Source organism: Rossellomorea yichunensis, from assembly GCF_032337515.1.
Taxonomy (GTDB): Bacteria; Bacillota; Bacilli; order Bacillales; family Bacillaceae_B; genus Rossellomorea; species Rossellomorea yichunensis.
This window is the reverse complement of the sequence record NZ_JAVYAD010000011.1, coordinates 21,027-45,503: the sequence shown is the minus strand read 5'-3', so window position 1 is coordinate 45,503 and position 24,477 is coordinate 21,027. Positions and strand designations below refer to the sequence as shown.

Genomic DNA, 24,477 nt, shown 5'->3' with positions numbered 1-24,477 from the left:
CCTCGGGGGTTGCTATCCCCTGAGGGACGGACCTTTCTTTAGGTGATCCGCAATGTAGTACTATCGATGCAAATTTGTGAATAGTTTAACTTTATAGAATTTATTTATAAATATACTATTGATTTTATTAATATACATACATATAATTAGAGCTAATTTAAATTTAATCTGTGTGGTGATTAGTTATGAATGTTGGTATTGTTGGTAGTACGGGTTATGGTGGAGTGGAGTTGCATCGATTGTTATCAAATCATCCGAATGTAGATAATTGTATTTTGTATTCATCTTCTTTGGATGGGGAACCATATGCAAATCAATATCCACACCTCTTTAACCTGTCACATGAAGTAGTGAATCCTATTAATATCGAGGAAATGAAGCAGCTTGATTTTGTTTTTTTGGCTGTTCCTTCCGGTGTATCGAAGGAATTATCCCATAAGCTTCTCGGTGAAAAGGCGAAAGTGATCGATCTTTCAGGGGACTTGCGTTTGAAGGAGCCTCAAGAATATGAAGAGTGGTACAAAGGGGAATCTGCATCTACAGATATTCTACAGAAAGCGGTGTATGGCCTCACAGAATGCAATCGACAATCCATTCAAGAGGCGGAACTGATCGCGAACCCAGGCTGCTTTCCGACAGCCACCCTACTGGGATTGGCTCCGCTTTTCCATCATGAGCTTATAGAACCCCATTCCATCATTATCGATGCCAAAACGGGATTATCGGGAGCAGGGAGAAAAGCGACTCAATCCAGTCACTTTTCAGAGACTCAGGAGAATCTACGAATCTATAAGGTTCATCAACACCAACACACTCCTGAAATAGAGCAACAATTGCAGGAATGGAGCAGCGAAGCGGGACCGATTACCTTTACGACACACCTTATTCCCATGACCCGCGGGATTATGGCTACGATGTATACGGAATTGAAAAGCACATACACCACTGCTCAGTTGCACAACATCTACCAGGACTATTACGAGAAACATCCTTTCATCAGGATTCGTCCTGTTGGCCAGTTCCCAAGTACAAAAGAAGTGTTCGGGACGAATTTCTGCGATATCGCGATAAAAGTGGATTCGCGGACGAATCGGGTCACGATTGTGTCTGTGATCGATAACTTGCTAAAAGGAGCTGCCGGCCAGGCGGTTCAAAATATGAATATCATGCTGGGGTTGGACGAAACGACAGGACTCTATCACTATCCAATTTATCCATAAGAGGGGGAGAATCAATGAAACTAGTAAAAGAAAAGGCTATTCAACACATAGCGGGAGGAACGATTCTTTCACCTCTCGGGTATAAGGCAGGGGGGATGCATACCGGTCTTCGATACGCTAAGAAAGACTTCGGGGTCATATACAGTGAAAAGCCTGCACAAGTCGGAGCGGTTTATACGCAAAGTCACTTTCAGGCTGCTCCCCTAAAGGTCACACAAGAAAGCATCTTGAAATCTCACACTCTGCAAGCGATTGTGGTGAACAGTGCGATCGCAAATGCCTGTACGGGTGAACAAGGATTAAAAGATGCATATCAAACAAGGGAGTGGACGGCCAAACGATTTCAAATTCCGGAAGAGTACGTAGCCGTTGCTTCGACAGGTGTCATTGGTGAGTGGCTTCCTATGGAGAAGATTGAAAAGGGCTGCAACGAAATCGAGGTCGATTCAACAGAGGAGAGTGCCCAATCTTTTCAACTGGCGATCCTAACGACGGATCTTATCGAAAAGACTTCATGCTATGAAGTGAAAATAGAGGGAGAAACGGTCACGATCGGAGGATGTGCGAAGGGATCAGGCATGATTCATCCAAATATGGCGACGATGCTTGGATTCATTACAACGGATGCATCGATTTCATCCACCGTCCTGCAAAAAGCACTTAAAACAGCGATCGATCAATCCTTTAATCAAATCACTGTAGATGGAGAAACGTCTACGAATGATATGGTCATTGCGATGGCAAACGGGATGGTAGAGCATGACACATTGCATGAGAACCATCCTGATTGGAATCACTTTCAAGAGGGATTAATTCACGTATGTCAAGATCTGGCCAAACAGATTGCCCGGGATGGTGAAGGAGCAACCAAACTCGTAGAAGTGAACGTCACAGGTGCTCAGTCCAATCAAGACGCCAATATTTTGGCAAAAAAAATCGTCGGATCCAATTTAGTCAAAACGGCACTCTTTGGCAGGGATCCAAACTGGGGAAGGATCGTCGGTGCCATGGGACACAGTGAGGTGACGATTGAGCCCCATCAATGTGACATTTATATTGGAGAGACACTCGTGTTTTCGAATGGTACTCCTCAGCCATTCAATCAAGAAGGTGTAAGTCAGTATATGCAAGCTGAACATGTGATCATATCTGTCGGATTGCATGGAGGAGAAGGAAAAGGAAAAGCCTGGGGGTGCGATCTTACGTATGATTACGTCAAAATCAATGCAAGTTATCGAACATAAGCCAGTGATTGCAATCAAACTGGGAGGAAGTGTCCTTTCTAAGCTCTCATCCCTTTTCTATAAAAGTATAAAAGATCTTCAGCAGCACTACCATGTAGTACTTGTTCACGGAGGAGGTCCTGAGATTACGGCTATGCTGAAAAAACTGGCCATCGAATCCACCTTCATCAATGGCCATCGAAAAACCACCAAAAAGGTTTTTGGAGTCGTTGAACAAGTGCTGAAAGGCAAGGTGAATAGCGAGTTAACCCATCAACTCAATCTGGCAGGGATAAACGCAATCGGATTAAGCGGATACGATGCCCATTTGTTAAAGGCCAGCATCCTGGATGAAGGATCTCTAGGTTATGTAGGCAAAATTGAAGAAGTTAACCTCACCCTGTTAAATAATCTGCTTTCTCTGAACTACGTGCCTGTTATCGCTCCCCTAGCCACTACAAATAATGGTGAAAAGCTGAATGTGAATGCAGACCTGGCTGCATCAGCCATAGCAGAAGCCCTGGAAGTAGAGAAACTGGTCTTTGTCACAGACGTTCCCGGAATTTTAAAAGAAGGGGAAATTGTTTCACGTGTAACAAAGGATGAGATCCTTCATTATATAGAAACCGGAATCATCCATGGCGGAATGATTCCAAAGGTGCAGGCAGCCCTGTCGGTTCTGCAGCTTAACATTAAAGAAGTAATGATCGTCGGGTGTCAGGACACGATCATTCAAGACGGAGAGATGCTGGGCACACGTATAACAGAAGGAGGAGGGGTCAAGGCAGTATGAGTCATTTATTTCCTACTTATAATCGGTTGGATATTGAATTGGTTTCAGGAAAAGGCACGGTTGTTCAAGATCAAAATGGGAAATCCTATTTGGATTTCATTTCAGGTATAGCGGTTTGTAATTTAGGTCACTCTCCTTATGTTGTTAAAGAGGCTCTTGAAAAACAGTTGGATAAACTTTGGCATGTATCCAATCTGTTTCCGATTACGCTGCAGGAAGAAGCAGCTTCACTTCTTGCTTCCGCAAGTGGCTTGGACTCAGTCTTCTTTTGTAACAGTGGAGCTGAAGCGAACGAAGCAGCGATTAAGCTAGCCAAAAAGCATACGGGCAAAACGACGATCCTGACCTTCAAGCAATCATTTCATGGCCGGACCTTTGCGACCATGAGCGCAACGGGGCAGGAAAAGATTCATAGCGGCTTCGGTCCGTTGGTTCCAACCTTTGACTATCTTCCTTATAACGATGAACAGGCTCTATCGAACGTGGAAGGAAAAGACGTTGCGGCCATCATGGTGGAAGTGATTCAAGGGGAAGGAGGGGTGAACCCTGCTACTCTTTCCTTTTTACAGGCAGTAGAAACGTTGTGCAAGGAGATGGATGCTTTACTCATTGTCGATGAAGTCCAAACAGGGATCGGTCGTACGGGAGCTCCATTTGCTTATCAGCATTATTCCCTGCAACCGGATATCGTCACGACGGCTAAAGGACTGGGAAGTGGTTTCCCCGTAGGTGCGATGATTGGTAAAAAAAATCTTGTTTCCTCCTTTTCGCCAGGAACTCACGGGTCGACATTCGGAGGTAATCCATTAGCGATGGCAGCAGTCAAAGCGACTCTTGAAACGATTTTCGATAAAGTGTTCCTGCAAGAAGTGCAAAGTAAATCTGAGTACTTTATGCAGAAGCTGAAGAATCAACTACAGGAATGCCGGAGCGTAAAAGAGGTAAAAGGGATCGGATTTATGATAGGCATCCAATTGGATATGGAAGTAAAAGAAATCATCGATGAGCTGCGGAACAATGGATTATTGACTCTTCCGGCAGGTTCTCAAGTGATCCGTCTATTACCACCTTTAACGGTCACCTATGAAGAGCTGGATCAGGCACTTCACATACTGGGGGAAACGCTAAAACAACATCAATCAGCCCGTGTCTACTAATCTATTTTTCTTTTAGGAATGAATGTATAAAAATACCTTAATATAAATAAAAATTCAATTGTAGGAGGCGATCTCATGACAGGTTACTTATGTTTAGGAAACGGAAAGACCTTTATAGGTGAAATTACAATGGATGAAGAAGATCCCGTTCAGGGTGAGATTGTGTTTTTTACGGGAATGACGGGATACCAGGAAGTGCTGACCGATCCTTCCTACAAAGATCAAATCGTTGTTTTCACGTATCCGCTCATCGGTCAATATGGCGTGAACGAGGATGACTTCGAGAGCTCACAGCCGCAGGTGAAAGGAGTCATCATGCTCCAATCACCGGCGCTGTATTCCCATTATCATGCCTCTTCTTCCCTTAAAGACTATCTCCAAAAGTGGAAGATCCCATTCATGACAGGTGTGGATACGAGGCAGGTAGTGAAGGCGATCCGAGATGTTGGAACTCAAAATGCGTGTATCTCTTATACAGAAGTGCTTCCTTCGAAAGAAAAGCTTACAGGTCAAATCGAAAAGGTAGCCTTTTCTCAGATCCGCAAGATGGGTAGTGGAAACAAGCACATAGCCGTCGTCGATTTCGGTGTGAAGAAATCGATTGTATCCAGTCTGGTAAAGATGGATTGTCTTGTTACCGTCATTCCCTATCATCAGCTTGAGCTTCTGGATCAAATGAATGTTGACGGAATGGTGCTGTCGAACGGCCCGGGAGATCCAAAAGAAATGATGAGTCTTTTACCTAAACTGAAGGAGAAAATCATGGAGCTTCCGACCCTTGGAATTTGTTTAGGGCATCAATTAATCGCTCTGGCACTCGGAGGAAATACCGAACGATTATTATTCGGTCATAGAGGAGCGAATCATCCTGTCATAGACAACCAAACCGGAGAGGTGTTTATCACATCACAAAATCATAATTACGTCGTGAACGGGGCCAGTTTAACAGGAACCGGGTTGGAACCGCGTTTTATGAACGTCAATGACGGTTCCCTTGAAGGGCTTCAACATATAAGCAAGCCTATCCTTTCAGTTCAATTTCACCCTGAAGCGCGTCCGGGTCCGGAAGATGCTTCGTGGATATTCCAACAATTCTATCAAACGATTAAACAACCAGGGAGAGAGAAGATGTATGCCTAAAGATTTCAGTATTCAAAAAATCCTCATAATCGGATCAGGGCCCATCATCATCGGGCAAGCGGCAGAGTTTGATTACTCAGGTACACAAGGGTGCCTTGCCCTGAAGGATGAAGGGTATGAAGTGATTCTCGTGAACCATAACCCGGCGACGATCATGACAGATACGACCTACGCCGACAAAGTGTACTGCGAGCCCTTAACGGTCAAAACATTAACTGCGATTATCGCTAGTGAACGTCCTGATGGAATCGTCGCAAATCTTGGAGGTCAAACCGCTCTGAATCTTGCAGTGGAGCTGGATGAAAGAGGGGTTCTTGAGAAGTATGGAGTGACACTGCTTGGGACCTCTGTGGATTCGATTCAAAAAGGGGAAGACAGAGAGAAATTTCGAACCTTGATGAACACATTGGGACATCCAACGGCAGAAAGTGCTATCGTACATGATCTTCAAGGGGCTATCCTTTTTTCTGAAAAGATTTCCTTCCCGATCATTGTGCGCCCGGCTTATACATTGGGGGGGAGAGGCGGCGGCATAGCTTCTACCATGGAGGAATATAGTAAACTCGTTCAAACCGGATTAAAGGCGAGCCCGATTCATCAAGTACTGGTGGAAAAAAGCATCGCCGGGTTCAAAGAGATTGAGTATGAAGTCATGAGAGATTCGAAAGGAAATTGTATATCCGTCTGTAATATGGAAAATTTCGACCCTGTTGGTGTCCATACGGGTGACTCCATCGTCGTCGCTCCGTCTCAAACTCTGACAGATCAAGAGTTTCATATGCTGCGTACAGCGGCGTTTAATATTATCAGTGCGCTGGAAGTGGTGGGAGGATGCAATATACAATTTGCTTTAGACCCTAACAGTAACCAATACTATGTGATTGAAGTGAACCCAAGGGTGAGCAGGTCTTCTGCTTTGGCATCGAAGGCAACAGGCTATCCCATCGCCAAAATAGCGGTTAAGCTTGCTGTTGGCTATACGTTGAACGAAATTATCAATCCGCTGACGAGAACTACTTTTGCAAGCTTTGAACCGGCTCTTGATTACGTTGTGGTCAAGTTTCCAAGATGGCCATTCGATAAATTTCCAGAGGCGAATCGGGTGCTCGGAACGAAGATGAAAGCAACGGGTGAAGTGATGGCGATTGAGCGTTCGTTAGAGGCTGCTTTTTATAAAGCTCTTCAGTCGTTGGATCTGTCCTTAGAAAACATATATAACGAACTGGCCGGCTTATCTCATGAAGAGCTGGAAAAAAGGATCGGAATACCAACGGATCTTCGCTTTTTTGAACTGCTGGAATTGTTGAAACGAGGCCATTCGATTTACACACTTCATGAAAAGACAGGAATCGATAAGCTGTTCTTGTCTATCATGAATAACTTAGTTTTCATGGAAAATAAGCTGAGAACATCCGACTTCACTTCTGATCTTTTGAAAGAAGCAAAGCAATTCCGGTTTGAGGATAAAACCATTGCCGGATTAATGGGGAAACCGGAAGCGACAATAGAAAAAATGAGAATGGAGGAAGGAATTGTGCCCGCCTTTAAAATGGTGGATACATGTGCAGGTGAATTCGAAGCGATCACCAATTATGCCTACTCTACTTATTATGGAGACAATGAGATTCAACCGTTACAAGGAGAGAAGAAGGTCCTGATTGTTGGAGCGGGGCCGATTCGAATCGGTCAGGGGGTCGAGTTCGACTACAGTTCCGTTAAGGCGATCCACCGATTGAAAGAGCATGGATACACGACCATCATGGTGAATAATAACCCGGAAACCGTGAGCACGGATTATGAGACGGCAGATCGATTGTACTTTGAACCTATTACGGAAGAATCGGTTCTTTCCATTATCCAGCACGAGAAAGTCGATACCGTACTGGTTCAATTCGGCGGACAAACGGCCTTAAACCTGGCTTCTTTTTTAGAGAAGAAGGGCATCCAATTATTTGGCACATCTTCAGATACCATTGACCGTGTAGAGGATCGCGAATGTTTTTATCAACTGCTGGATGAACTGGAGATACCACGTGTGAAGGGGGATATCTGCCACAGTAAGGAGGAAGCTTTACAAGTAGCACAGCATTTAACCTTTCCACTTCTTTGCCGTCCATCCTATGTGATTGGAGGGAAAGGGATGGTGAAAGTAACGACACAACCCGAAATGCAGAAGTTCATACAGGAAGCGGATGCAGAGTACTTTCCTATTTTAATGGATGAATTCAAAGAAGGTCAGGAAATCGAAGTTGACTTGGTGGGTGACGGGGATGGAGTGTACGTTCCCGGAGTCATGGAACATGTTGAACGGGCAGGCGTCCATTCAGGGGACAGCATGTCTATTTTCCCTTCTGAATCCCTGTCAGATGAAATCAAGAGAAAGATTGAAGGATACGCAGGGGAAATTGTGTCTTCCCTACATTACAAAGGGATCATAAATATTCAATTTTTGCTGCAGGATGAAGAAGTATTCATGTTGGAAGTGAACCCGAGAGCAAGCCGGACGGTTCCGGTGGTCAGCAAGGTTCTTGGATACTCATTAATCGATATGGCCACAGACATCATGTGCGATGAGACGTTGAAGATAGACGCCTTTAGCCCTCCTTCAGAAATAGACGTTGTAGGAGTGAAATATCCTGTATTTTCATCACATGCCCTGCCGGAGATCGATCAAACACTCGGGGCCAATATGAAATCAACGGGAGAAGGATTATGTCTTGGTAAGACGGTTGAAGAAGCCCTGTATAAAGTATTTGAAGGGCTGCATGAAGCTGTAGAAACTGGTGGGACGGTTTATATCGATAGTGACCAGAAAGAATTAAAACAGTATCAAACTTCTACGGAATCGTCGTTTAGTGACTGGATTAAAACAAGCGATGCTTCTGTATATTTCAGTCATGAAGAAACGGACGAAATGAAGAATAGAAGAATTGCTGCTTTAGAAGCAGGGATCACCGTTTTAACAGAAGCAGAGACCCTGTTGGCTTTTATTCGAAGTATGAAAGTGAATAAAGTGAACCCCATTCCATTGACACAATCAAAATCCATACAGGGAGTGAGCAGAGTATGATGAATTCAATTGTTTCGACGTCGCCGGTAAAGGTTTCCTTGAAAGGGAGAGATCTTGTCACGTGGTTGGATTACTCAACGGAAGAAGTACATGAGCTTTTATCACTTGCTCAGTACTTGAAGAAAAATCCTTATTCAAAGGTGTTGGAAGGAAAGACACTTGGGATGATTTTTGAAAAGTCGTCCACAAGAACACGGGTCTCATTTGAAGCGGGAATGCTCCAGATGGGAGGTCATGCCATCTACTTGAATGCACGTGATATACAACTGGGAAGAGGAGAGTCGATCGCAGATACGGCACGGGTCCTTTCTTCTTATGTGGATGGAATCATGATCCGTACGTTTGAAACTGAGAAGGTTACAGAACTTGCCAAGTACGCGAGTGTGCCAGTGATCAACGGGCTTTGCGATACGTACCATCCTTGTCAGGCATTGGCGGATGTTCTCACGATTTTGGAGCTTGCGGGAACGCTGAAAGGATTGAAGGTTGTGTATATAGGGGACGGGAATAATGTGGCACACTCCTTTATGATTCTATGTGCGAAGCTTGGTATGGATGTCGTCGTTTCTTGTCCTGAAGGATATGAACCCGATAAAGAAATTGTCGGGAAGACGGTGGAGCTTGCCGGAATGAACGGCGGAAGCTTTACTCTTTCTTACGATCAGGTTGAAGCGGTTAAGAACGCGGATATCGTATATACCGATGTATGGGCAAGTATGGGGCAGGAGGAAGAAGCGGTTAAGCGTCTTAAAGACTTCAAACCATATCAAGTGAATGAACAGCTGCTTCAGCATGCTGCACCACAAGTGAAATTTCTCCATTGTCTTCCGGCACATCGTGAAGAAGAGGTGACAGCGGCTGTCATTGACGGGCCATGTTCTGCCGTATTTCAGCAAGCGGAAAATCGACTACATGTACAGAAGGCTATATTGCAATCACTGTTTGTATAAAGTTAAAAAGGTCCGCTTCTGGATGGAGGCGGACCTTTTAGTTGCCTGAAAGCATTTCCATAAGAGAAAATAAGACTGAACCAAACAAACACATGTAAACATATAGTGTAGGAGAAACTGTAATTAGACCGTTTTGGAGGTGCTTGTGGTTTTGAGTAAACCAACGATTGATGACTACCTGGATAATGGAATATATGGCCAGAAGCAAACGAAGCCTGATGAAAGAAGAAAGTTTCTAGGGAGCCTGCGGGAACGAATCGTCATTGCCCTGACTCAGAGTCAGGTAAGGGAAAAGGGAGTATACAAGGAAGTTCAGGAATGTCTGAAGAAGCATCCTGAGGCGAAGCTTTTATTAAATGGTAATATGAGCTATTCCTTCTTATCTAAATACATCAAGCTCGCTGATACGTATCATGTCTCGTTTTCAATGGTGACCAATAAGGAGATCGAAACCGATATAGGTCTCGTCCTCGCTTATGATTATGCCATTGATAAAGAGGAAATTTATGTGAAGAAAAAAAATGAAAAGAACTCTGAAGCCAAAACGAAACAAAAGCCAAAGAAAAGCCTTTTTTCATCGATTAAAAACAAGCTTTTTTAATACTGTGTGCCTTTTTTGAAAAATGAGAGTTTGAACAGCCCTTTCAAAATCGCTGGGATGATAAACAGAATAAATAATATCCGAAATAAGTGATATCCGGTAATGATGGAAAGGTCCGCGTTGACGGCTTGTCCCACTAAGGCCATTTCTGCCATTCCCCCGGGAGCCAAGCTAATAAAGGCAGTAAGAAATGTTATGTCATGCCAGCGACTTAATACAAGGCTTAGGCCTGCGCAGCATAATAGCAGGCAGACGGAAGTAAACAAAGACCAAAGGATGAACTTGGACAACTCTCTAGATGAAGAGAAATTCATCATGAAACTAAAGTAGATTCCGAGGGATAATTGAGCAAGAATTATTAACGGATCGGGCATTTGGGGTACAGAAAACCCAGCCACCATGAAGCCGCCAATGACTAAAATCGGTCCCAGCATTGCAGGGGTGGGTAAATGGATTCTTTTAGCCACAATCCCAGATAGAATGGCAATGATGAGGAATAAGATGAAGACCCACTGGAATGAGGGTGTTTCGAATGGTAGTGAAGCATTCCCGGAACTGGATCCACCACCGCCTTTTAAAAGGGGACTGAACACCAGAAACGGTACAACGAAGATGACCGATAATAAGCGTATCACCTGCAGGACTGTCACAACCGTTAAGTCTATATTCTTCATTTCTTCTCCAAGAGCCACCATTTGCGAAAGTCCGCCCGGTATACTCCCTGTAATGGTTGAGGAAAGACCGATCCCCGTCATTTTCGATGTGATATAGGCGAGCACCATGCTAAAGATAATGATGGCTATTGTCATCGTCAGCATGGACGGGAGCTGATTGAAGATTTCAATCATAGTTTCCTGACTAAAGGTTTGGCCAATGGCATAGCCTACAATGATCAATCCAAGATCTCTGAAGTAAGAGGGCCATGCTAAATCGAGCTTCGACCATTTATTGATGAAGAAGACTGAAGTCATAGAACCGAGAAGCCAGGACAGGGGGAGGTGTAGAAGTGTAAATACTCCACCGCCGGCAACTCCAACGACAAAGGCTAATAAAATAGGATGCATTCTAAAAATCCTCTCATTATAAGTACTCTACTTAAAGGTAATCAATTGGAGGAGAGGAAGCAAATGGAATGCGTTAACTATAATTTGACCACGTGATACCCCCACCCAAGGTCCGTCCCTCACAAAATGGCACATCCTAGCCCTAATTCGTGGTAGAATGAATGGAGGTATGGACAAGAATCAGCCATACTCCTAACAATCGTTATCTCTTATCATAGTTGCTTTAATGAAGCGAATTTTGGTATTATCAATAGTATTGTGAGTGTTCGAACATATACGGAGGTGAAGAAGATGACTAGAATTTCTGAAGAGCAAGTAAAGCATGTTGCCCACCTTGCACGACTAGCCATCACAGAGGATGAAGCGAAAAAGTTTACAACTCAATTAGATGCGATCATCGGGTTTGCCGAGCAGCTGAATGAATTGGATACTTCAAATGTGGAAGCGACGAGTCATGTGTTGGATATGAAGAACGTTATGCGTGAAGATAAGCCTGTTGAAGGACTGCCACGTGAAGAAGTATTAAAGAACGCACCAGACAAACAAGATGGACAAGTACGCGTTCCATCGATCTTGGACTAAGGAGGGGACCTCATGTCATTATTTGACCATAAATTATCAGAGCTTCATGAGCTTTTACATAAGAAAGAAGTATCTGTCACAGATCTAGTCGACGAATCATACAAACGTATTGATGCCGTTGAGGATAAAGTGAAAGCATTTTTAACATTAGATGAAGAAAATGCCCGCAATAAAGCGAAAGAAATGGATGCAAAGCTCGGTACAGACGAAAGCAAAGGCCTTCTATTCGGAATGCCGATCGGGATTAAGGATAATATCGTCACAAAAGGACTCCGTACAACATGTGCCAGTAAAATCCTTGAAAACTTCAATCCGATTTATGATGCTACGGTCATCAATAAATTACATAGTGCCGATACGATTACGATCGGAAAACTGAATATGGATGAGTTCGCAATGGGTTCATCTACTGAGAACTCCGGTTTCCAGAAAACGAGCAACCCTTGGAATCTTGAAACGGTTCCCGGGGGATCTTCAGGTGGTTCAGCAGCATCTGTTGCAGCTGGAGAAGTACCTTTCTCACTGGGGTCAGATACAGGTGGATCGATTCGCCAGCCAGCAGCATTCACAGGTACTGTCGGTTTAAAACCTACGTACGGACGTGTATCCCGTTTCGGTCTTGTAGCATTCGCTTCTTCACTGGATCAAATCGGACCGATCACTCGTAACGTAGAAGATAATGCATACTTACTGCAAGCGATCGCCGGTCTTGACCCGAATGATTCCACTTCAGCAAATGTTGAGGTTCCGAACTACGCGGCAGCTCTGACAGGTGATGTGAAAGGCTTGAAGATTGCTGTGCCAAAAGAGTATTTAGGTGAAGGTGTCGGGGAGGAAGCCCGTCAAGCAGTGCTCGCTTCATTGAAAGTGTTGGAAGGCATGGGAGCTACATGGGAAGAGGTTTCACTCCCTCACTCTAAATTTGGCGTTTCAACGTACTACCTATTAGCATCGTCTGAAGCATCTGCCAACCTTGCACGTTTCGATGGTGTCCGTTACGGTTACCGCACTCCGAACGCAGAGAACCTTCTTGATCTTTACAAGAAAACCCGTGCAGAAGGATTCGGGGACGAAGTGAAGCGTCGTATTATGCTTGGAACATTTGCGTTAAGTTCTGGATACTATGATGCCTACTACAAAAAAGCACAACAGGCCCGAACACTGATCAAAAAAGACTTTGAAGATGTGTTTGCGAAGTATGATGTCATTATTGGGCCAACAACACCAACTCCGGCTTTCAAAATCGGAGAGAAAATTGATGATCCATTAACGATGTATGCCAATGATATTTTAACGATCCCAGTAAACCTTGCAGGAGTACCGGGAATTTCTGTTCCTTGTGGATTCTCTTCAACTGGACTACCGCTTGGACTGCAAATCATCGGGAAGCATTTTGACGAAAGTACGATTTATCGCGTAGCGCATGCGTATGAGCAAGCTACAGACTTCCATACAAAAAGACCACAACTGTAAGGGGTGAAATCAATGAACTTTGAACCAGTAATCGGACTAGAAGTCCACGTAGAATTAAAAACGGACAGTAAGATGTTTTCTCCGGCACCGAACCATTTCGGAGCAGAGCCAAACACAAACACGAACGTAATCGACCTTGGGTATCCTGGTGTACTTCCAGTGGTAAACAAGCGTGCCATTGAATTCGGGATGAAAGCTGCGATCGCATTGAACTGTGAAATCGCAACGGATACGAAGTTTGACCGTAAAAACTATTTCTATCCGGATAACCCGAAAGCGTACCAGATTTCTCAATTTGACAAGCCGATCGGTGAAAACGGGTGGATCGAAATTGAAGTTAATGGTGAGAAGAAACGTATTGGAATCACTCGCCTTCACCTGGAAGAAGATGCTGGAAAGCTGACGCACTCAGGCGACGGTTATTCCCTTGTCGACTATAACCGCCAAGGTACTCCTCTTATTGAGATTGTATCTGAGCCGGACATCCGCACACCGGAAGAAGCGTATGCGTATCTTGAGAAACTGAAATCCATCATTCAATATACGGGGGTTTCTGATTGTAAGATGGAAGAAGGGTCGCTTCGTTGTGACGCTAACATTTCCCTACGTCCAATCGGCCAGGAAAAGTTCGGAACGAAAGCTGAACTTAAAAACCTGAACTCCTTTAATTTTGTTAAAAAAGGATTGGAGTATGAAATCGTCCGTCAGGAGAAGGTTCTCTTATCCGGAGGAATGATCCAACAGGAAACGCTTCGTTTCGATGAATCAACAGGTAAAACGATTCTCATGCGTGTAAAAGAGGGATCGGATGATTACCGCTACTTCCCTGAACCTGATTTATTAAACCTTCACATCGATCAAGAGTGGATGGACCGCATCCGTGCAGAGATTCCTGAGCTTCCGGATGAGCGTAAAAAGCGCTATGTAGAAGATCTAGGCTTACCTGCGTACGATGCCATGGTTCTGACATTAACGAAAGAAATGTCTGATTTCTTCCAGGAAACCGTTGAGGCTGGAGCGGATGCGAAGCTAGCATCAAACTGGCTGATGGGGGAAGTTTCAGCTTACTTAAATGCAGGGCAAAAAGAACTTGAAGATGTTAAATTGACTCCTCAAGGACTGGCAGGCATGATCGAGTTAATCGAGAAAGGGACGATTTCTTCCAAGATTGCGAAGAAAGTGTTCAAAGAACTAGTGGAAAACGGTGGAGATCCGGAACAAATCGTAAAAGATAAGGGTCTTGTTCAAATTTCTGACGAAGGTGCCTTACTCAAAATCGTGACGGAGACGCTGGATGCCAATCCACAATCCATCGAAGATTACAAAAACGGGAAAGACCGTGCCATCGGTTTCCTCGTTGGTCAAATCATGAAAGCAACAAAAGGACAGGCCAACCCGCCGCTTGTTAACAAGCTGCTGCTTCAAGAAATTCAAAAACGTTAATAAAAAAAGCATAGCCCCTGGGAACCTTATATTCCCAGGGGCTATTTTTATATGCAAGAGGGACGGACCTTATACTAAATTCAAGGTCCGTCCCTCTTTTTAGTTCAAGTTTTCCTGAAGAGTATGCTTTCCCTGTGTTTTGTGTAGGTATTTTAACCTTATGTTGAAAAAGAAAAGATGCAGGTCTTTTAACTCATTCGTTGTGGATAGGGCTTGTACTATAGTGAATCTAATGTTTTTAATAGTTAGAAAATTCTTATAAAGAGGTGTTGTAATTGAAGAAAAAAGTCGTTGCATTAGGGTTAACAGCAGGATTAATGATGAGTCCGGTATTTTCTCCTGAAGCATTGGGTGCTCCGAATGTGAGTGAAAAGGTAAACTTCAGTGAGAAGACGGGGACTCCTCAGTTTATATCGGGGAAATTAACCAAAGCATCCACCAATGACCCGGAAACGATTGTGTACGATTACTTAATGGAAAAACAAAAAGCGTTCAAGTTCAAAGGAGACTCAAAGCTTTCCTTCAAAGTCACAGAAAAACGTAAAGATGATTTAGGATTTACATATCTCCGTATCCAGCAGGTGTATAAAGGAACGCCTGTATACGGAGCTGTTCTAACAGCGCATGTGAATAAGGAGGGTGTCCTGACTGCATTATCTGGAGCACCGGCTACGAACCTGGATCAAAAACGAAATCTGAAACAAACAAAAAAATTATCCAAAAAAGAAGCAGTTTCGGCAGGGGAAAAGGACTTAGTGGCACATGTAGGCAGCCAGCCCGACTATGAATATGCACCGAAATCCGATTCAGTGATCTATATGAAGGATGGGGAAGGACATTACGCTTATCTCGTAAACTATAATTTCCTTGCTCCGGAACCAGGAAACTGGAATTATTTCGTTGATGCTGTGACAGGTGACATACTGGGAAAAGTAAATGAGCTTCATGAAGCGAAAGGTGGAAAGCCTGGCGGCGGTGGAGGTCCGGGAAGTGGTGGAACCGATGCAGTCGGATCGGGAACAGGAGTACTGGGAGACACGAAATCGTTAAATACCTACCTCTCATCGTCTACGTATTATCTACAAGACCGTACAAGAGGCGGTGGAGTCTTCACCTATGACGCAGGGAATCGTACCCGTCTGCCAGGTTCACTGTGGGCAGACAGCGATAATCTATTCAATGCAAGCTATGATGCAGCTGCGGTAGATGCCCACTATTATGCAGGCCAAACTTATGATTATTACGCCGATACACATAATCGAAACAGTTATGATGGAAATGGCGCAGCTCTCAATTCAACGGTTCACTATGGACGAAACTACAATAATGCATTCTGGAATGGCCAGCAAATGGTATACGGTGATGGGGACGGCTCAACATTTGTTGCTCTTTCAGGAGGATTGGATGTTGTAGCACATGAGCTTACACATGCCGTAACTGATACAACAGCTGATCTGATTTACCAAAATGAGTCCGGGGCTATCAACGAATCCATGTCGGATATCTTTGGAACATTGGTAGAATACGATACAAATAATAATCCGGATTGGGAGATCGGGGAAGACATCTACACACCTAATCAAGGCGGAGACGCTCTTCGCTCCATGTCAGATCCTGCAAAATACGGGGATCCGGATCACTATTCTGTAAGATACACAGGGACGCAGGACAACGGTGGGGTTCATATCAATAGTGGAATAGGAAATAAAGCGGCCTATCTGCTAAGTCAGGGTGGTACTCACTATGGTGTGAAGGTGACGGGAATCGGTACAGATAAAACCGGGGCGATCTATTACCGTGCGTTAACTCAATACTTGACACCATCTTCAAACTTTAGCCAGCTTCGTTCAGCAGCGGTTCAATCGGCTACAGATCTATACGGTGCAGGAAGTGCCGAGGTGGCGAGTGTAAACGCGGCGTACAATGCAGTAGGAGTCAATTAAATAGACTGATTGAATAGAAGGGCTGTAATGGCTCTTCTTTTCGTTGTTATATAAAAGTTGTCTGATCCTTATTTTAGGTACAGTGGGACGTACATGAGCAGAAGGCATTTTTTCGGCACTCCCGCATTGAAAGCTACATTTGTTTCTTCTTTGCTCTCTCCAAAATCTGTTTGGCCAGGCGGTAATACGTATCCGCTTCTACTTTTGATTCAGCTCTCTTAAGCTGCATCATATAGTTTTGGAATCGAAGTTTGTCGACTGACGAGACTTTCATCACAATTTTCCTCATTTTGGCACTCCTTTAGTGGACAAAATTGCGTCCAATTATCTATTCTGAATTTTCTGTAAATAATGTATAATAATAGTAAATGATTCCAGAGGGTGGATAGAATGTCCTTATTCGAAGTGATCTTGTTGCCAATGTTAATGGGTGGTATTGGAGGCTTAGGACATATTCTGGTTTTCAAAAATGGTCATTTCACTTTTCCGCGAAAATTTATCGATGACCAAGGTGAGAAGCACTATCTTTTTGGCTCAACAAAGGATATTATCATAGGCATTCTAGCAGGGTATCTGTCAGTATTACCGGTTGTTGAAACGGTCCCGATCTGGTATGTCATCTATATTAGTTTATTATCAGGTATCGGGGGAAGTTCCGTCATCACACGAAAAATCGAACAAAATTTAGCAAGCACCAAAGCGTCTTATATCCAAGAGCTATCTCATTATCAGCTCGAACCGACCTCTAAGGGAGGATCTCCAAACCATAATGAGGTGAAACCTGTTGGCGAAGTGGAAGAAAAAAAGAATCAAGGTTGAACTGCCACCAGAAGACTATGAAAAAGCAAATCAGTATCTAAAAAGACTGAAGGAGGCAGATAGCCTAGTCGAGCTGAACTACTACTATAATAAAGTGGCAAAAATAATTGAGAAATCACAAGATGTTTAAGATGAGTCAATTGAAGAGTAGTCCTATACCTATCTAATTTAACCAAAAAGTGTAAGGATGAAACTGACAATTGAGTCAGCTTTTTTTCTGTAAAGGAAAGATGTATGAAAGATACTTCTCTTCGCATACTTATTTGTTTTCCATCCCCCTCTGGAAAAATAATAGTCCGGGAGTAGCAGTATGCTATTCCTTTTTTTAGATTAAAGGATAAAAACAAAAGGAAGTTCATAAGAACCTGTAAACCTGTCCATTACGGTGCTTTTCTTATATTATATTCCTACAGGCATAATCGTACAATTGAAATTTTGAATAGAATGAAAAGTATATTTTCCTTGTGGAATACGACAAACATGAATATGCTATAAAGAGAATTTAAGAGAAAAGTTGTTTGTGCTTCACTGGAATGTGTGGCGCTGGAGGAGGAAGAAATATGAACTTGGAACAATGGTTCACTAAAGGGATGACACCTGAAGATTACTTGGAATATATGAGTGTACATAAAGAAAATACGGAAGCAATCAAGAGAAACTTTACGATTCCACAGGATGACATAGAGGTATTGAATAAACTTGGAGACCACTCTTTACGGGTAATTGCCATCACGGAGGATTGGTGTGGAGACGCAATGCTGAATATCCCCATTCTGTTAAAAGTCGCAAAATCCGCTGACATGGAGGTTCGCATGATTTTACGGGATGAAAACCTTGATCTGATGGATCAATACTTAACGAATGGTATATCGAGAGCGATTCCCATTTTCATTTTCATCGATCGTGATGGGAATGAAAAGCTGGTATGGGGGCCAAGAGCTCCAATGGTAAAGAAGATCGTGGACGACGAACGGGCGAAGCTGCCACCGAAGGATCATGAGCTTTTCCCGGAAAAGCAGAAGGAAATGATACAACGCTTAACCTCTCAATATACGACAGATAAAGAAATATGGCAGGAAGTGTATGAAAGCTTGAAAACGAGTCTTGTCCAGAATGTACTGATGTAAAACGAAACGAATAGTAGAAGACATCCGGTCGGTTACTGGAGTCTTCTTTTCTTTAGGGCATGATGGCTTCTTACTCACTCAAAATTGAATGGTAAAAAGTACCCGTGGGCATGGGATTTTTTGCCGGTTCACGAATGACGGAATTCGCGTTAATATGGTATAGGATGAGGAGTTGAAGCATCATGATTCACCAAAAGACAAATACAATTGTTATAGAAGCGCTAAATAAATTTCCCCATAAAATTCACATTAAACTGGGAGAAATCCTGCGTGAACGAGGATTGACACAAGGCGATCTTCATCGCTTAACCGGGCTAAGAGTGGCTACGATCAATGAGCTAGTGAATTTCAAGAAGAAATCCTTAACGGTGGCTCATCTTGTTTCCATTATGATCGCCCTTAGAATTACAGACATTCGTGATCTCATCGAAATAGAATTTGATCAAGAAGTTCAAGACTATTTCAATGAAGAAAACCAACGAATGAAAAATGGATTTACTCCAGACCTGACAAAAACCGCTGAAACAAACGTAAAGCGAATCGCAGCTGGAGCAAACAACTAAACACCATTCCACCTCAAACGGTCATTCCTGATGACCGTTTTTTTTAGGTTAGGGACGGACCTCTATTTCTTATCCATATTCCCCTATCAAATGTTAGAAATATAATATAAACTCAAGGTTTACAACGAGGCAAAACAGGATAATTCCATAAAGTAAGAGTTTATTTAGAAGATTTTTAATTATTACGATATAAAAATCGTCAAGGTCCGTCCCTGCAGTGTCCCTGGCAGGAGTTTTGGCAGAGGGTACAGAATGTAGTAGGTATGGTGTTGTTGGCAGGGTTTTGTGATGGAGTTGACATGAAATCGTAATGCTCATTTGAGGGAAATTCAATTATGATAGGGGAAGAGAGTAAATGGAAGTTAATTTTGGTCATGTGACCTCTCGTTATGCTGCGTCTTGTGATGATATTCCGCATCAATTTTTTGATACGTTAAAGGTTAGGGGAATTGTGTGGGAGGGAAGAAAAGTAGCTGAAATTGGTTCGGGTACCGGTGCTTTGACACGAAAGCTGCACAAGCGTGGGGCAGAAGTGATCGGGGTCGAGCCGTCCATTGAGCTTAGGAAAGCTGCGAAGGCATTAGAGAGTAAGCAATACTTGGACATCCCATATCTTACAGGTACAGCTGAATCTACGAATCTGCCAGATCAGTACTATGATATCACGATGATTCACAGAAGCTGGCATTTATTCGACCGTCCAAAAGCGATCAGTGAAATGAAGCGGATATTGAAGGAAAAAGGGACGTTCATTGTGAGTGATTCAAGCTTCGTTCCTGATCATGAAGTGGCAAAGGATACGATGACGTTTATAAATGAATATATAGATATGACCCCACCGGGATTAAAAGCCGATTCAGAGAATCAATTGAATGGAATTCCTGTGGAATGGCTGTTAGAATGGCAGGAAGCTGACTTTAACTTGAAAGATTTTTACACATTTTATTATGCAGTCGACTTTACGTTACTGTCCTGGTGTGAGCGAGTAGGTTCCTTGTCCTGGCTCACTCATTTAGAAGATAGTGAGAAAGAGGGACTACTGCAATCATTACATACGTTCCTGTCCGGGCGTTACGATGCTCTTCATGAGTTTACTCTTCAGCACCAGTTTACAGTCTGCCTGATGAAAAAGTAGAAAGAGTGATCGGATTGGAAGCAGTAAAAAAATATGTAAACTATTTAAATATGGATATAGAGCCGCCTACATTAAACTATTTGCAACGACTTATCGGGCAGCACTTGATCAGGATCCCGTATGAGACCTTTAGTAAATTCTATTACTTTTCTCAAGGTGATTCCTTTGTGCCTTCCTTGTGCACTTTCGCAGAAAACCTCCACTCTAAAGGGTGGGGAGGCACCTGTTTCACATTAAACATCAACTTTGGAAGACTGCTGAAACAGTTAGGCTTCCATTGTCAGTTTGTCAGAGTGCAACCGGGTCATCTTGGTTTAATGATTACCATTGATAATCGTAAGCTTTATGTGGATGTTGGATATGGATCCCCGATCATGAAGCCTGTTGAGCTTGAGGCGAGGCAGAAGCACCTTCTTCACGGTTTCGGGGAAGAAATCATTTTTACCCAGAAAGACATTCGTGAATTTGAAGTGGATCGACGTTCAAATGGCAAATCCTTTGTAAAAAAAACCATAGAGTGGATCCCGTTAGAGGAAGAAGAATTAGAGTCCGATATAGAAGCATCTTACTTGGATTCTGATGACAACATTACAATGAGAAGAATCACGGCAGTCCGCTTCCAGGGCAATCAATGCTACTTCCTCCGCAATCGGACCTTGAAAGTGATGACCTACCGAAACATCCGTGAATATCAAATGAAAGATTTTGATAAGTGGAAAGATATCGTCGGGGAAGTTTACCACTTTGATGCGACATCCCTGCAGGAGTCCATCCGGTTTTTACAACAACGGAATATCAAGCTGTTCCCATAGGCCGTCTGGAATATCGTGTTGATATTCTGGATGTTTTTTTTTTGTATATACGTGAAATCATTCATTCGGACTACTTTATTTAAGGCTTCATGATCATAAAAATAAATAAGAGCACACCTAAAGAGGATGCAAGATAAAAGTAACGATCCATGGTCACCAGATGTCGTTGGATTTCTTCAGGGGGGGGCTCCTGTGAGATGTTCATTTTCCGGTAAGGATATCCATGCGTTGATTTTTTTAGAGACAGGTGTGATGAAGCCGACGAAAATGATTTGAATGAAAATATAAAGTAGGACAGACCCCAGAATCCACAACTGTGAAAAGCTGCCATAGTCCCCTGTATAAAAAAGGATTAACCCCGTTAACACGGCAATGCTTCCGCCGATTTTAGGGAAGTATTCCAATCGTTTATTCAATTCCGTCGTAACCTTTAATTGTTCAATGCTTTTGTCAGGCCTGTTCAAAACATGAGCAAAGAAAGTAGGCCCAACCCCAATAATGGCAGACAGCACATGTAAAAGAATCAACCATTCCATCTGAGCACCTCCATGATGAGTAATCTATAAAGATTACGAAGGGGAGTGCCGATTTATGTATTATTTATAACAACAATACGAGGGATGTGCTTGACAATTTTCATTTTTCATTAGATTTTTCCAGCGAAAAGAGTTATGATATTGACCGGTAGACGCTTTATAATAAATAACCTGCAGAATAAAAATTGCATGAATAAAAATAATAAGTATATGATGTTAAAAGATGGAATATAAAAGGACGAGTCTTTGGAATTAATACAGATTAGGATGATGGGGTATGAAACGAGCAAGAATTATTTATAATCCTACTTCTGGTCGAGAGCTATTCAAAAAGCACCTTGCAGAAGTATTAATCAGATTAGAACAAGCGGGATATGAAACCTCCGTTCACGCAACCATTTGCGAAGGAGATGCAACAGAAGCGGCACGGATTGCTGTAGAACGTAAATACGATATCGTTGTCGCTGCTGGTGGAGATGGTACGTTAAATGAGGTAGTCAACGGATTAGCCGAACAGGATTACCGACCTAAGCTTGGAATCGTTCCAATGGGGACAACGAATGACTTCGCACGGGCGCTTCATATTCCAAAGGATATTGGATCAGCCATTGATGTCATCACAAAGGGTGAATCCATTCCTGTCGATATCGGGCGCATGAATGAACGATACTTCATTAACATTGCCGGTGGAGGAAGAATAACCGAATTAACCTATGAAGTGCCAAGCAAGCTAAAAACGATGATGGGGCAGCTTGCCTACTATTTAAAAGGAATTGAAATGCTTCCATCCATCAAGCCGACGGACGTTTCCATCGAGTATGATGGAAAGCTGTTTGAAGGGGAAGCAATGCTATTCCTGATCGGTTTAACCAACTCAGTTGGAGGATTTGAAAGGCTGGCTCCGGATGCCTCAATCAATGATGGCTTATTCTCGCTTTTAATTTTAAAGAAAACAAATTTGGCCGAGTTTATCCGCATTGCGACATTGGCCGTTCGAGGTGAGCATGTAAATGATCCCAACGTCATTTACACACAGGCCAATCGAATCAAAATCAAAGCAAAAGAAAAGGTACAACTGAATGTAGATGGTGAGCTGGGAGGAGTCCTTCCTGCAGAATTCGAAAACCTTTACCGCCATTTGCAGGTCTTTGTCCCTCTTGATAAGATTCGCCCTGAAGATAAAGCTGAATAATGATAAAAAGGAATGCCGTGGTGGCATTCCTTTTTGTATATTTGATTCTCTAGTTAACTAACAAATACACACTAAAAGTCAATGGGAAACCAATTAGAAAACCCCATCCGATCTGTTGTTTATGACGGAAAGGAACTTTTCTCACAATCCAGGACAGGATGTGGGCCACAATCACAAATATAAAGACCCAGATGAGTTGTCCCACCACAAACACAAATAAATAAGCTAGGATGGATTCTTTATTTAGTAAGAGGGAAATCCCAAAACCAAAGGTCAAGGTTAAAAAAGTGACTGCAATAAAGATGTAGGGTAGCCACCACCTTCTTGACTTGAGAGCGAATAACACTCCAAGAAAAACATTTCCTACGAGGATAAGGTTTACTAAGAAGTCTGGGTTCATATTTATCTACCTTCTCTTTCTAGATTTGTTGCACATACCATTGTACCCTTTGTTCATCTTCTGAAACGAGGTAAGTTTTAACAACCCACCTATAAAATGTATAATATTCATATAAATGGGTTGGGAGAGAATCGCTTAGAAAATAATGCAGGGAAGTATCCCCCTGTTAAATTTTGTATTCCCCACCACTCCACGACTATGATACAGTGGATAAAAAGCATGTCGGACAAACAGTGCCACTGGAAGGGTGAATTCAAGTGTATATCGTACATTCAACATTTGTAGTTCCTGATGAGAAGGCTGATGAAGTGATTTCAATTTACCATTCCCGTTCAGGAATAGTCGACAAGGCGGAAGGGTTTCAACGATTCCTCCTCTTGCAAAATGAGAAAAAGCCGGGAGAAATCACTGTTCATATGGAATGGGATTCGAAGGAGTACTTCATGACATGGGTGCAAGGTGACGACTATAAACGGATTCACGAACTGGAGAAGAAATATCCGGACCAGGAGCTCGCATCCATTATTCCATCAATTGATCGCTTTAAGGTGGTGGCTTACTGATGGAAAATAAGTATAAGAGTGTCATAGATGAAGCAGTTGAAAGATTGTACGAACGATACCCTGAATTAGATGTTAAGTACGGTGAGGCCGGACGAAAGAAATGCTATGAAGACAATGTTCACCACTTTAGCTATCTGGAATCGGCATCTGATGTCGGGGAATCAAACGTTTTTTCCGACTATGCCCTTTGGTTGAACAGCGTGTTGGTGAGCAGGGGCATGAAATCAGATCACCTCATTGATAATTTCAGATGTATCATCGAATCTCTTGAAATGAGCGGTGTTGAAAAGGGTGAAGACTTCAAACTTTACCTGAATGAAGCAATCGAGTCCATTCAAAAGGCAGATCGCGAAAACATGCAGGCAAACTAAACGTCAAAGCATCGATCCACATGGGGCGATGCTTTTTTTATATGGCTCTTTTCGTAAAGTTTGTTGCTTATTGTAGAAGAGAAAGTAATAGTTGATTTCCGCTACAGGATGCTCGCTTTCCGCGGGGCTGGCGGTGAGCCTCCTCGGCTGCGCCTCCGGGGTCTCACCTGTCCAGCTATTCCCGCAGGAGTCGAGCATCCTTCCGCTCCGATCAACTTTCTGAGGAAGAATCCTTAATGGAAAACAATTAAAACAAGATTTTTAGCAAACAATCTCATTTAAGGTAAGTAGAGATTGATT

24 protein-coding genes are annotated in these 24,477 nt (G+C 43.0%); 21 read left to right on the top strand and 3 right to left on the bottom strand.

Annotation, left to right across the window (positions count from 1 at the left end):
- Window positions 1-185 precede the first annotated feature (185 nt).
- From argC to RSX31_RS21830, 8 genes are all read left to right on the top strand, one after another.
- A complete protein-coding gene (gene argC, locus RSX31_RS21865) occupies window positions 186-1,220 on the top strand; it encodes an N-acetyl-gamma-glutamyl-phosphate reductase (protein WP_315636016.1) in 1,035 nt (344 codons plus the stop codon).
- Between the two features lie 14 nt (window positions 1,221-1,234).
- Window positions 1,235-2,464, top strand: coding sequence for a bifunctional ornithine acetyltransferase/N-acetylglutamate synthase (argJ, locus tag RSX31_RS21860; RefSeq protein WP_315636015.1), 1,230 nt, complete (start codon window positions 1,235-1,237; stop codon window positions 2,462-2,464).
- A complete protein-coding gene (gene argB / locus RSX31_RS21855) occupies window positions 2,427-3,236 on the top strand; it encodes an acetylglutamate kinase (protein ID WP_315636014.1) in 810 nt (269 codons plus the stop codon). The genes argJ and argB overlap by 38 nt, the downstream gene beginning before the upstream one ends.
- Window positions 3,233-4,393 carry an acetylornithine transaminase gene (locus RSX31_RS21850; RefSeq protein WP_148995100.1) on the top strand — a complete coding sequence of 387 codons (1,161 nt, stop codon included), beginning with the start codon at window positions 3,233-3,235 and terminating at the stop codon, window positions 4,391-4,393. Before argB ends, RSX31_RS21850 begins: the two co-directional genes overlap by 4 nt.
- A 75-nt stretch (window positions 4,394-4,468) precedes the next feature.
- Window positions 4,469-5,533, top strand: coding sequence for a carbamoyl phosphate synthase small subunit (locus RSX31_RS21845; protein ID WP_315636013.1), 1,065 nt, complete (start codon window positions 4,469-4,471; stop codon window positions 5,531-5,533).
- A complete protein-coding gene (locus RSX31_RS21840) occupies window positions 5,526-8,603 on the top strand; it encodes a carbamoyl phosphate synthase large subunit (protein WP_315636012.1) in 3,078 nt (1,025 codons plus the stop codon). The genes RSX31_RS21845 and RSX31_RS21840 overlap by 8 nt, the downstream gene beginning before the upstream one ends.
- Window positions 8,603-9,553, top strand: a complete 951-nt coding sequence (gene argF, locus RSX31_RS21835) for an ornithine carbamoyltransferase (protein ID WP_315636032.1) — start codon at window positions 8,603-8,605, stop codon at window positions 9,551-9,553. Before RSX31_RS21840 ends, argF begins: the two co-directional genes overlap by 1 nt.
- A gap of 145 nt (window positions 9,554-9,698) precedes the next feature.
- On the top strand, window positions 9,699-10,154 hold the full coding sequence (locus RSX31_RS21830; protein ID WP_397548120.1) for a YueI family protein: 456 nt from the start codon (window positions 9,699-9,701) through the stop codon (window positions 10,152-10,154).
- On the opposite strand, the gene RSX31_RS21825 is transcribed toward RSX31_RS21830, so the two are convergent.
- Entirely contained in the window at window positions 10,151-11,218 is a 1,068-nt protein-coding gene (locus RSX31_RS21825) for an AbrB family transcriptional regulator (protein ID WP_315636010.1), read from the bottom strand. The genes RSX31_RS21830 and RSX31_RS21825 overlap by 4 nt on opposite strands.
- 291 nt (window positions 11,219-11,509) lie before the next feature.
- Here RSX31_RS21825 and gatC point away from each other — a divergent pair, with 291 nt between their 5' ends.
- The 4 genes from gatC (at window position 11,510) to RSX31_RS21805 (ending at window position 16,659) form a co-directional block, all read left to right on the top strand.
- A complete protein-coding gene (gene gatC, locus RSX31_RS21820) occupies window positions 11,510-11,800 on the top strand; it encodes an Asp-tRNA(Asn)/Glu-tRNA(Gln) amidotransferase subunit GatC (RefSeq protein ID WP_113968770.1) in 291 nt (96 codons plus the stop codon).
- A 12-nt stretch (window positions 11,801-11,812) separates the two neighbouring features.
- Window positions 11,813-13,273 carry an Asp-tRNA(Asn)/Glu-tRNA(Gln) amidotransferase subunit GatA gene (gene gatA, locus RSX31_RS21815; RefSeq protein WP_148967218.1) on the top strand — a complete coding sequence of 487 codons (1,461 nt, stop codon included), beginning with the start codon at window positions 11,813-11,815 and terminating at the stop codon, window positions 13,271-13,273.
- Window positions 13,274-13,285: 12 nt separating this feature from the next.
- Entirely contained in the window at window positions 13,286-14,716 is a 1,431-nt protein-coding gene (gene gatB, locus RSX31_RS21810; RefSeq protein WP_148967219.1) for an Asp-tRNA(Asn)/Glu-tRNA(Gln) amidotransferase subunit GatB, read from the top strand.
- Window positions 14,717-15,033: 317 nt separating this feature from the next.
- On the top strand, window positions 15,034-16,659 hold the full coding sequence (locus RSX31_RS21805; protein ID WP_148995185.1) for a M4 family metallopeptidase: 1,626 nt from the start codon (window positions 15,034-15,036) through the stop codon (window positions 16,657-16,659).
- A 133-nt stretch (window positions 16,660-16,792) separates the two neighbouring features.
- On the opposite strand, the gene RSX31_RS21800 is transcribed toward RSX31_RS21805, so the two are convergent.
- Window positions 16,793-16,948 (bottom strand): hypothetical protein, encoded by a 156-nt coding sequence (locus tag RSX31_RS21800; protein WP_187443599.1) that lies wholly within the window; start codon window positions 16,946-16,948, stop codon window positions 16,793-16,795.
- Between the two features lie 101 nt (window positions 16,949-17,049).
- Here RSX31_RS21800 and RSX31_RS21795 point away from each other — a divergent pair, with 101 nt between their 5' ends.
- The 6 genes from RSX31_RS21795 (at window position 17,050) to RSX31_RS21770 (ending at window position 21,115) form a co-directional block, all read left to right on the top strand.
- A complete protein-coding gene (locus tag RSX31_RS21795) occupies window positions 17,050-17,478 on the top strand; it encodes a DUF4257 domain-containing protein (protein WP_148967220.1) in 429 nt (142 codons plus the stop codon).
- Entirely contained in the window at window positions 17,444-17,608 is a 165-nt protein-coding gene (locus RSX31_RS21790; RefSeq protein ID WP_187443184.1) for a hypothetical protein, read from the top strand. The genes RSX31_RS21795 and RSX31_RS21790 overlap by 35 nt, the downstream gene beginning before the upstream one ends.
- A gap of 430 nt (window positions 17,609-18,038) precedes the next feature.
- Entirely contained in the window at window positions 18,039-18,605 is a 567-nt protein-coding gene (locus RSX31_RS21785) for a thioredoxin family protein (protein WP_315636008.1), read from the top strand.
- Between the two features lie 182 nt (window positions 18,606-18,787).
- Window positions 18,788-19,168: a helix-turn-helix domain-containing protein gene (locus RSX31_RS21780; protein ID WP_148967222.1), complete on the top strand. Its 381-nt coding sequence runs from the start codon at window positions 18,788-18,790 to the stop codon at window positions 19,166-19,168.
- A gap of 355 nt (window positions 19,169-19,523) precedes the next feature.
- The gene (locus RSX31_RS21775; RefSeq protein WP_315636007.1) at window positions 19,524-20,303 is read left to right on the top strand and encodes a class I SAM-dependent methyltransferase; all 780 of its coding nucleotides are present in this window, start codon (window positions 19,524-19,526) and stop codon (window positions 20,301-20,303) included.
- Window positions 20,304-20,317: 14 nt separating this feature from the next.
- Window positions 20,318-21,115: an arylamine N-acetyltransferase gene (locus tag RSX31_RS21770; protein ID WP_315636006.1), complete on the top strand. Its 798-nt coding sequence runs from the start codon at window positions 20,318-20,320 to the stop codon at window positions 21,113-21,115.
- Between the two features lie 176 nt (window positions 21,116-21,291).
- Here the strand turns inward: RSX31_RS21770 and RSX31_RS21765 are convergent, their stop codons facing one another.
- Window positions 21,292-21,651 carry a DUF2269 family protein gene (locus tag RSX31_RS21765; RefSeq protein WP_315636005.1) on the bottom strand — a complete coding sequence of 120 codons (360 nt, stop codon included), beginning with the start codon at window positions 21,649-21,651 and terminating at the stop codon, window positions 21,292-21,294.
- Between the two features lie 277 nt (window positions 21,652-21,928).
- Here RSX31_RS21765 and RSX31_RS21760 point away from each other — a divergent pair, with 277 nt between their 5' ends.
- From RSX31_RS21760 to RSX31_RS21750, 3 genes are all read left to right on the top strand, one after another.
- Entirely contained in the window at window positions 21,929-22,843 is a 915-nt protein-coding gene (locus RSX31_RS21760) for a diacylglycerol kinase (protein WP_148967225.1), read from the top strand.
- 657 nt (window positions 22,844-23,500) lie between these two features.
- On the top strand, window positions 23,501-23,806 hold the full coding sequence (locus RSX31_RS21755) for an antibiotic biosynthesis monooxygenase family protein (RefSeq protein WP_148995094.1): 306 nt from the start codon (window positions 23,501-23,503) through the stop codon (window positions 23,804-23,806).
- A complete protein-coding gene (locus tag RSX31_RS21750; RefSeq protein WP_315636004.1) occupies window positions 23,806-24,177 on the top strand; it encodes a hypothetical protein in 372 nt (123 codons plus the stop codon). Before RSX31_RS21755 ends, RSX31_RS21750 begins: the two co-directional genes overlap by 1 nt.
- Window positions 24,178-24,477 lie beyond the last annotated feature (300 nt).

Bases quoted from the DNA above. Each gene is read 5' to 3' on its own strand.
- argF (WP_315636032.1), top strand. From the start codon at position 8,603: ATGAATTCAATTGTTTCGACGTCGCCGGTAAAGGTTTCCTTGAAAGGG.
- RSX31_RS21750 (WP_315636004.1), top strand. From the start codon at position 23,806: ATGGAAAATAAGTATAAGAGTGTCATAGATGAAGCAGTTGAAAGATTG.
- RSX31_RS21825 (WP_315636010.1), bottom strand. From the start codon at position 11,218: ATGCATCCTATTTTATTAGCCTTTGTCGTTGGAGTTGCCGGCGGTGGA.
- RSX31_RS21795 (WP_148967220.1), top strand. From the start codon at position 17,050: ATGTCCTTATTCGAAGTGATCTTGTTGCCAATGTTAATGGGTGGTATT.
- RSX31_RS21805 (WP_148995185.1), top strand. From the start codon at position 15,034: ATGATGAGTCCGGTATTTTCTCCTGAAGCATTGGGTGCTCCGAATGTG.
- RSX31_RS21775 (WP_315636007.1), top strand. From the start codon at position 19,524: ATGGAAGTTAATTTTGGTCATGTGACCTCTCGTTATGCTGCGTCTTGT.
- RSX31_RS21765 (WP_315636005.1), bottom strand. From the start codon at position 21,651: ATGGAATGGTTGATTCTTTTACATGTGCTGTCTGCCATTATTGGGGTT.
- argC (WP_315636016.1), top strand. From the start codon at position 186: ATGAATGTTGGTATTGTTGGTAGTACGGGTTATGGTGGAGTGGAGTTG.
- RSX31_RS21760 (WP_148967225.1), top strand. From the start codon at position 21,929: ATGAAACGAGCAAGAATTATTTATAATCCTACTTCTGGTCGAGAGCTA.
- gatC (WP_113968770.1), top strand. From the start codon at position 11,510: ATGACTAGAATTTCTGAAGAGCAAGTAAAGCATGTTGCCCACCTTGCA.
- RSX31_RS21850 (WP_148995100.1), top strand. From the start codon at position 3,233: ATGAGTCATTTATTTCCTACTTATAATCGGTTGGATATTGAATTGGTT.
- gatB (WP_148967219.1), top strand. From the start codon at position 13,286: ATGAACTTTGAACCAGTAATCGGACTAGAAGTCCACGTAGAATTAAAA.
- RSX31_RS21840 (WP_315636012.1), top strand. From the start codon at position 5,526: ATGCCTAAAGATTTCAGTATTCAAAAAATCCTCATAATCGGATCAGGG.
- RSX31_RS21785 (WP_315636008.1), top strand. From the start codon at position 18,039: ATGAACTTGGAACAATGGTTCACTAAAGGGATGACACCTGAAGATTAC.
- RSX31_RS21780 (WP_148967222.1), top strand. From the start codon at position 18,788: ATGATTCACCAAAAGACAAATACAATTGTTATAGAAGCGCTAAATAAA.
- argB (WP_315636014.1), top strand. From the start codon at position 2,427: ATGATTACGTCAAAATCAATGCAAGTTATCGAACATAAGCCAGTGATT.
- RSX31_RS21845 (WP_315636013.1), top strand. From the start codon at position 4,469: ATGACAGGTTACTTATGTTTAGGAAACGGAAAGACCTTTATAGGTGAA.
- gatA (WP_148967218.1), top strand. From the start codon at position 11,813: ATGTCATTATTTGACCATAAATTATCAGAGCTTCATGAGCTTTTACAT.
- argJ (WP_315636015.1), top strand. From the start codon at position 1,235: ATGAAACTAGTAAAAGAAAAGGCTATTCAACACATAGCGGGAGGAACG.
- RSX31_RS21800 (WP_187443599.1), bottom strand. From the start codon at position 16,948: ATGAGGAAAATTGTGATGAAAGTCTCGTCAGTCGACAAACTTCGATTC.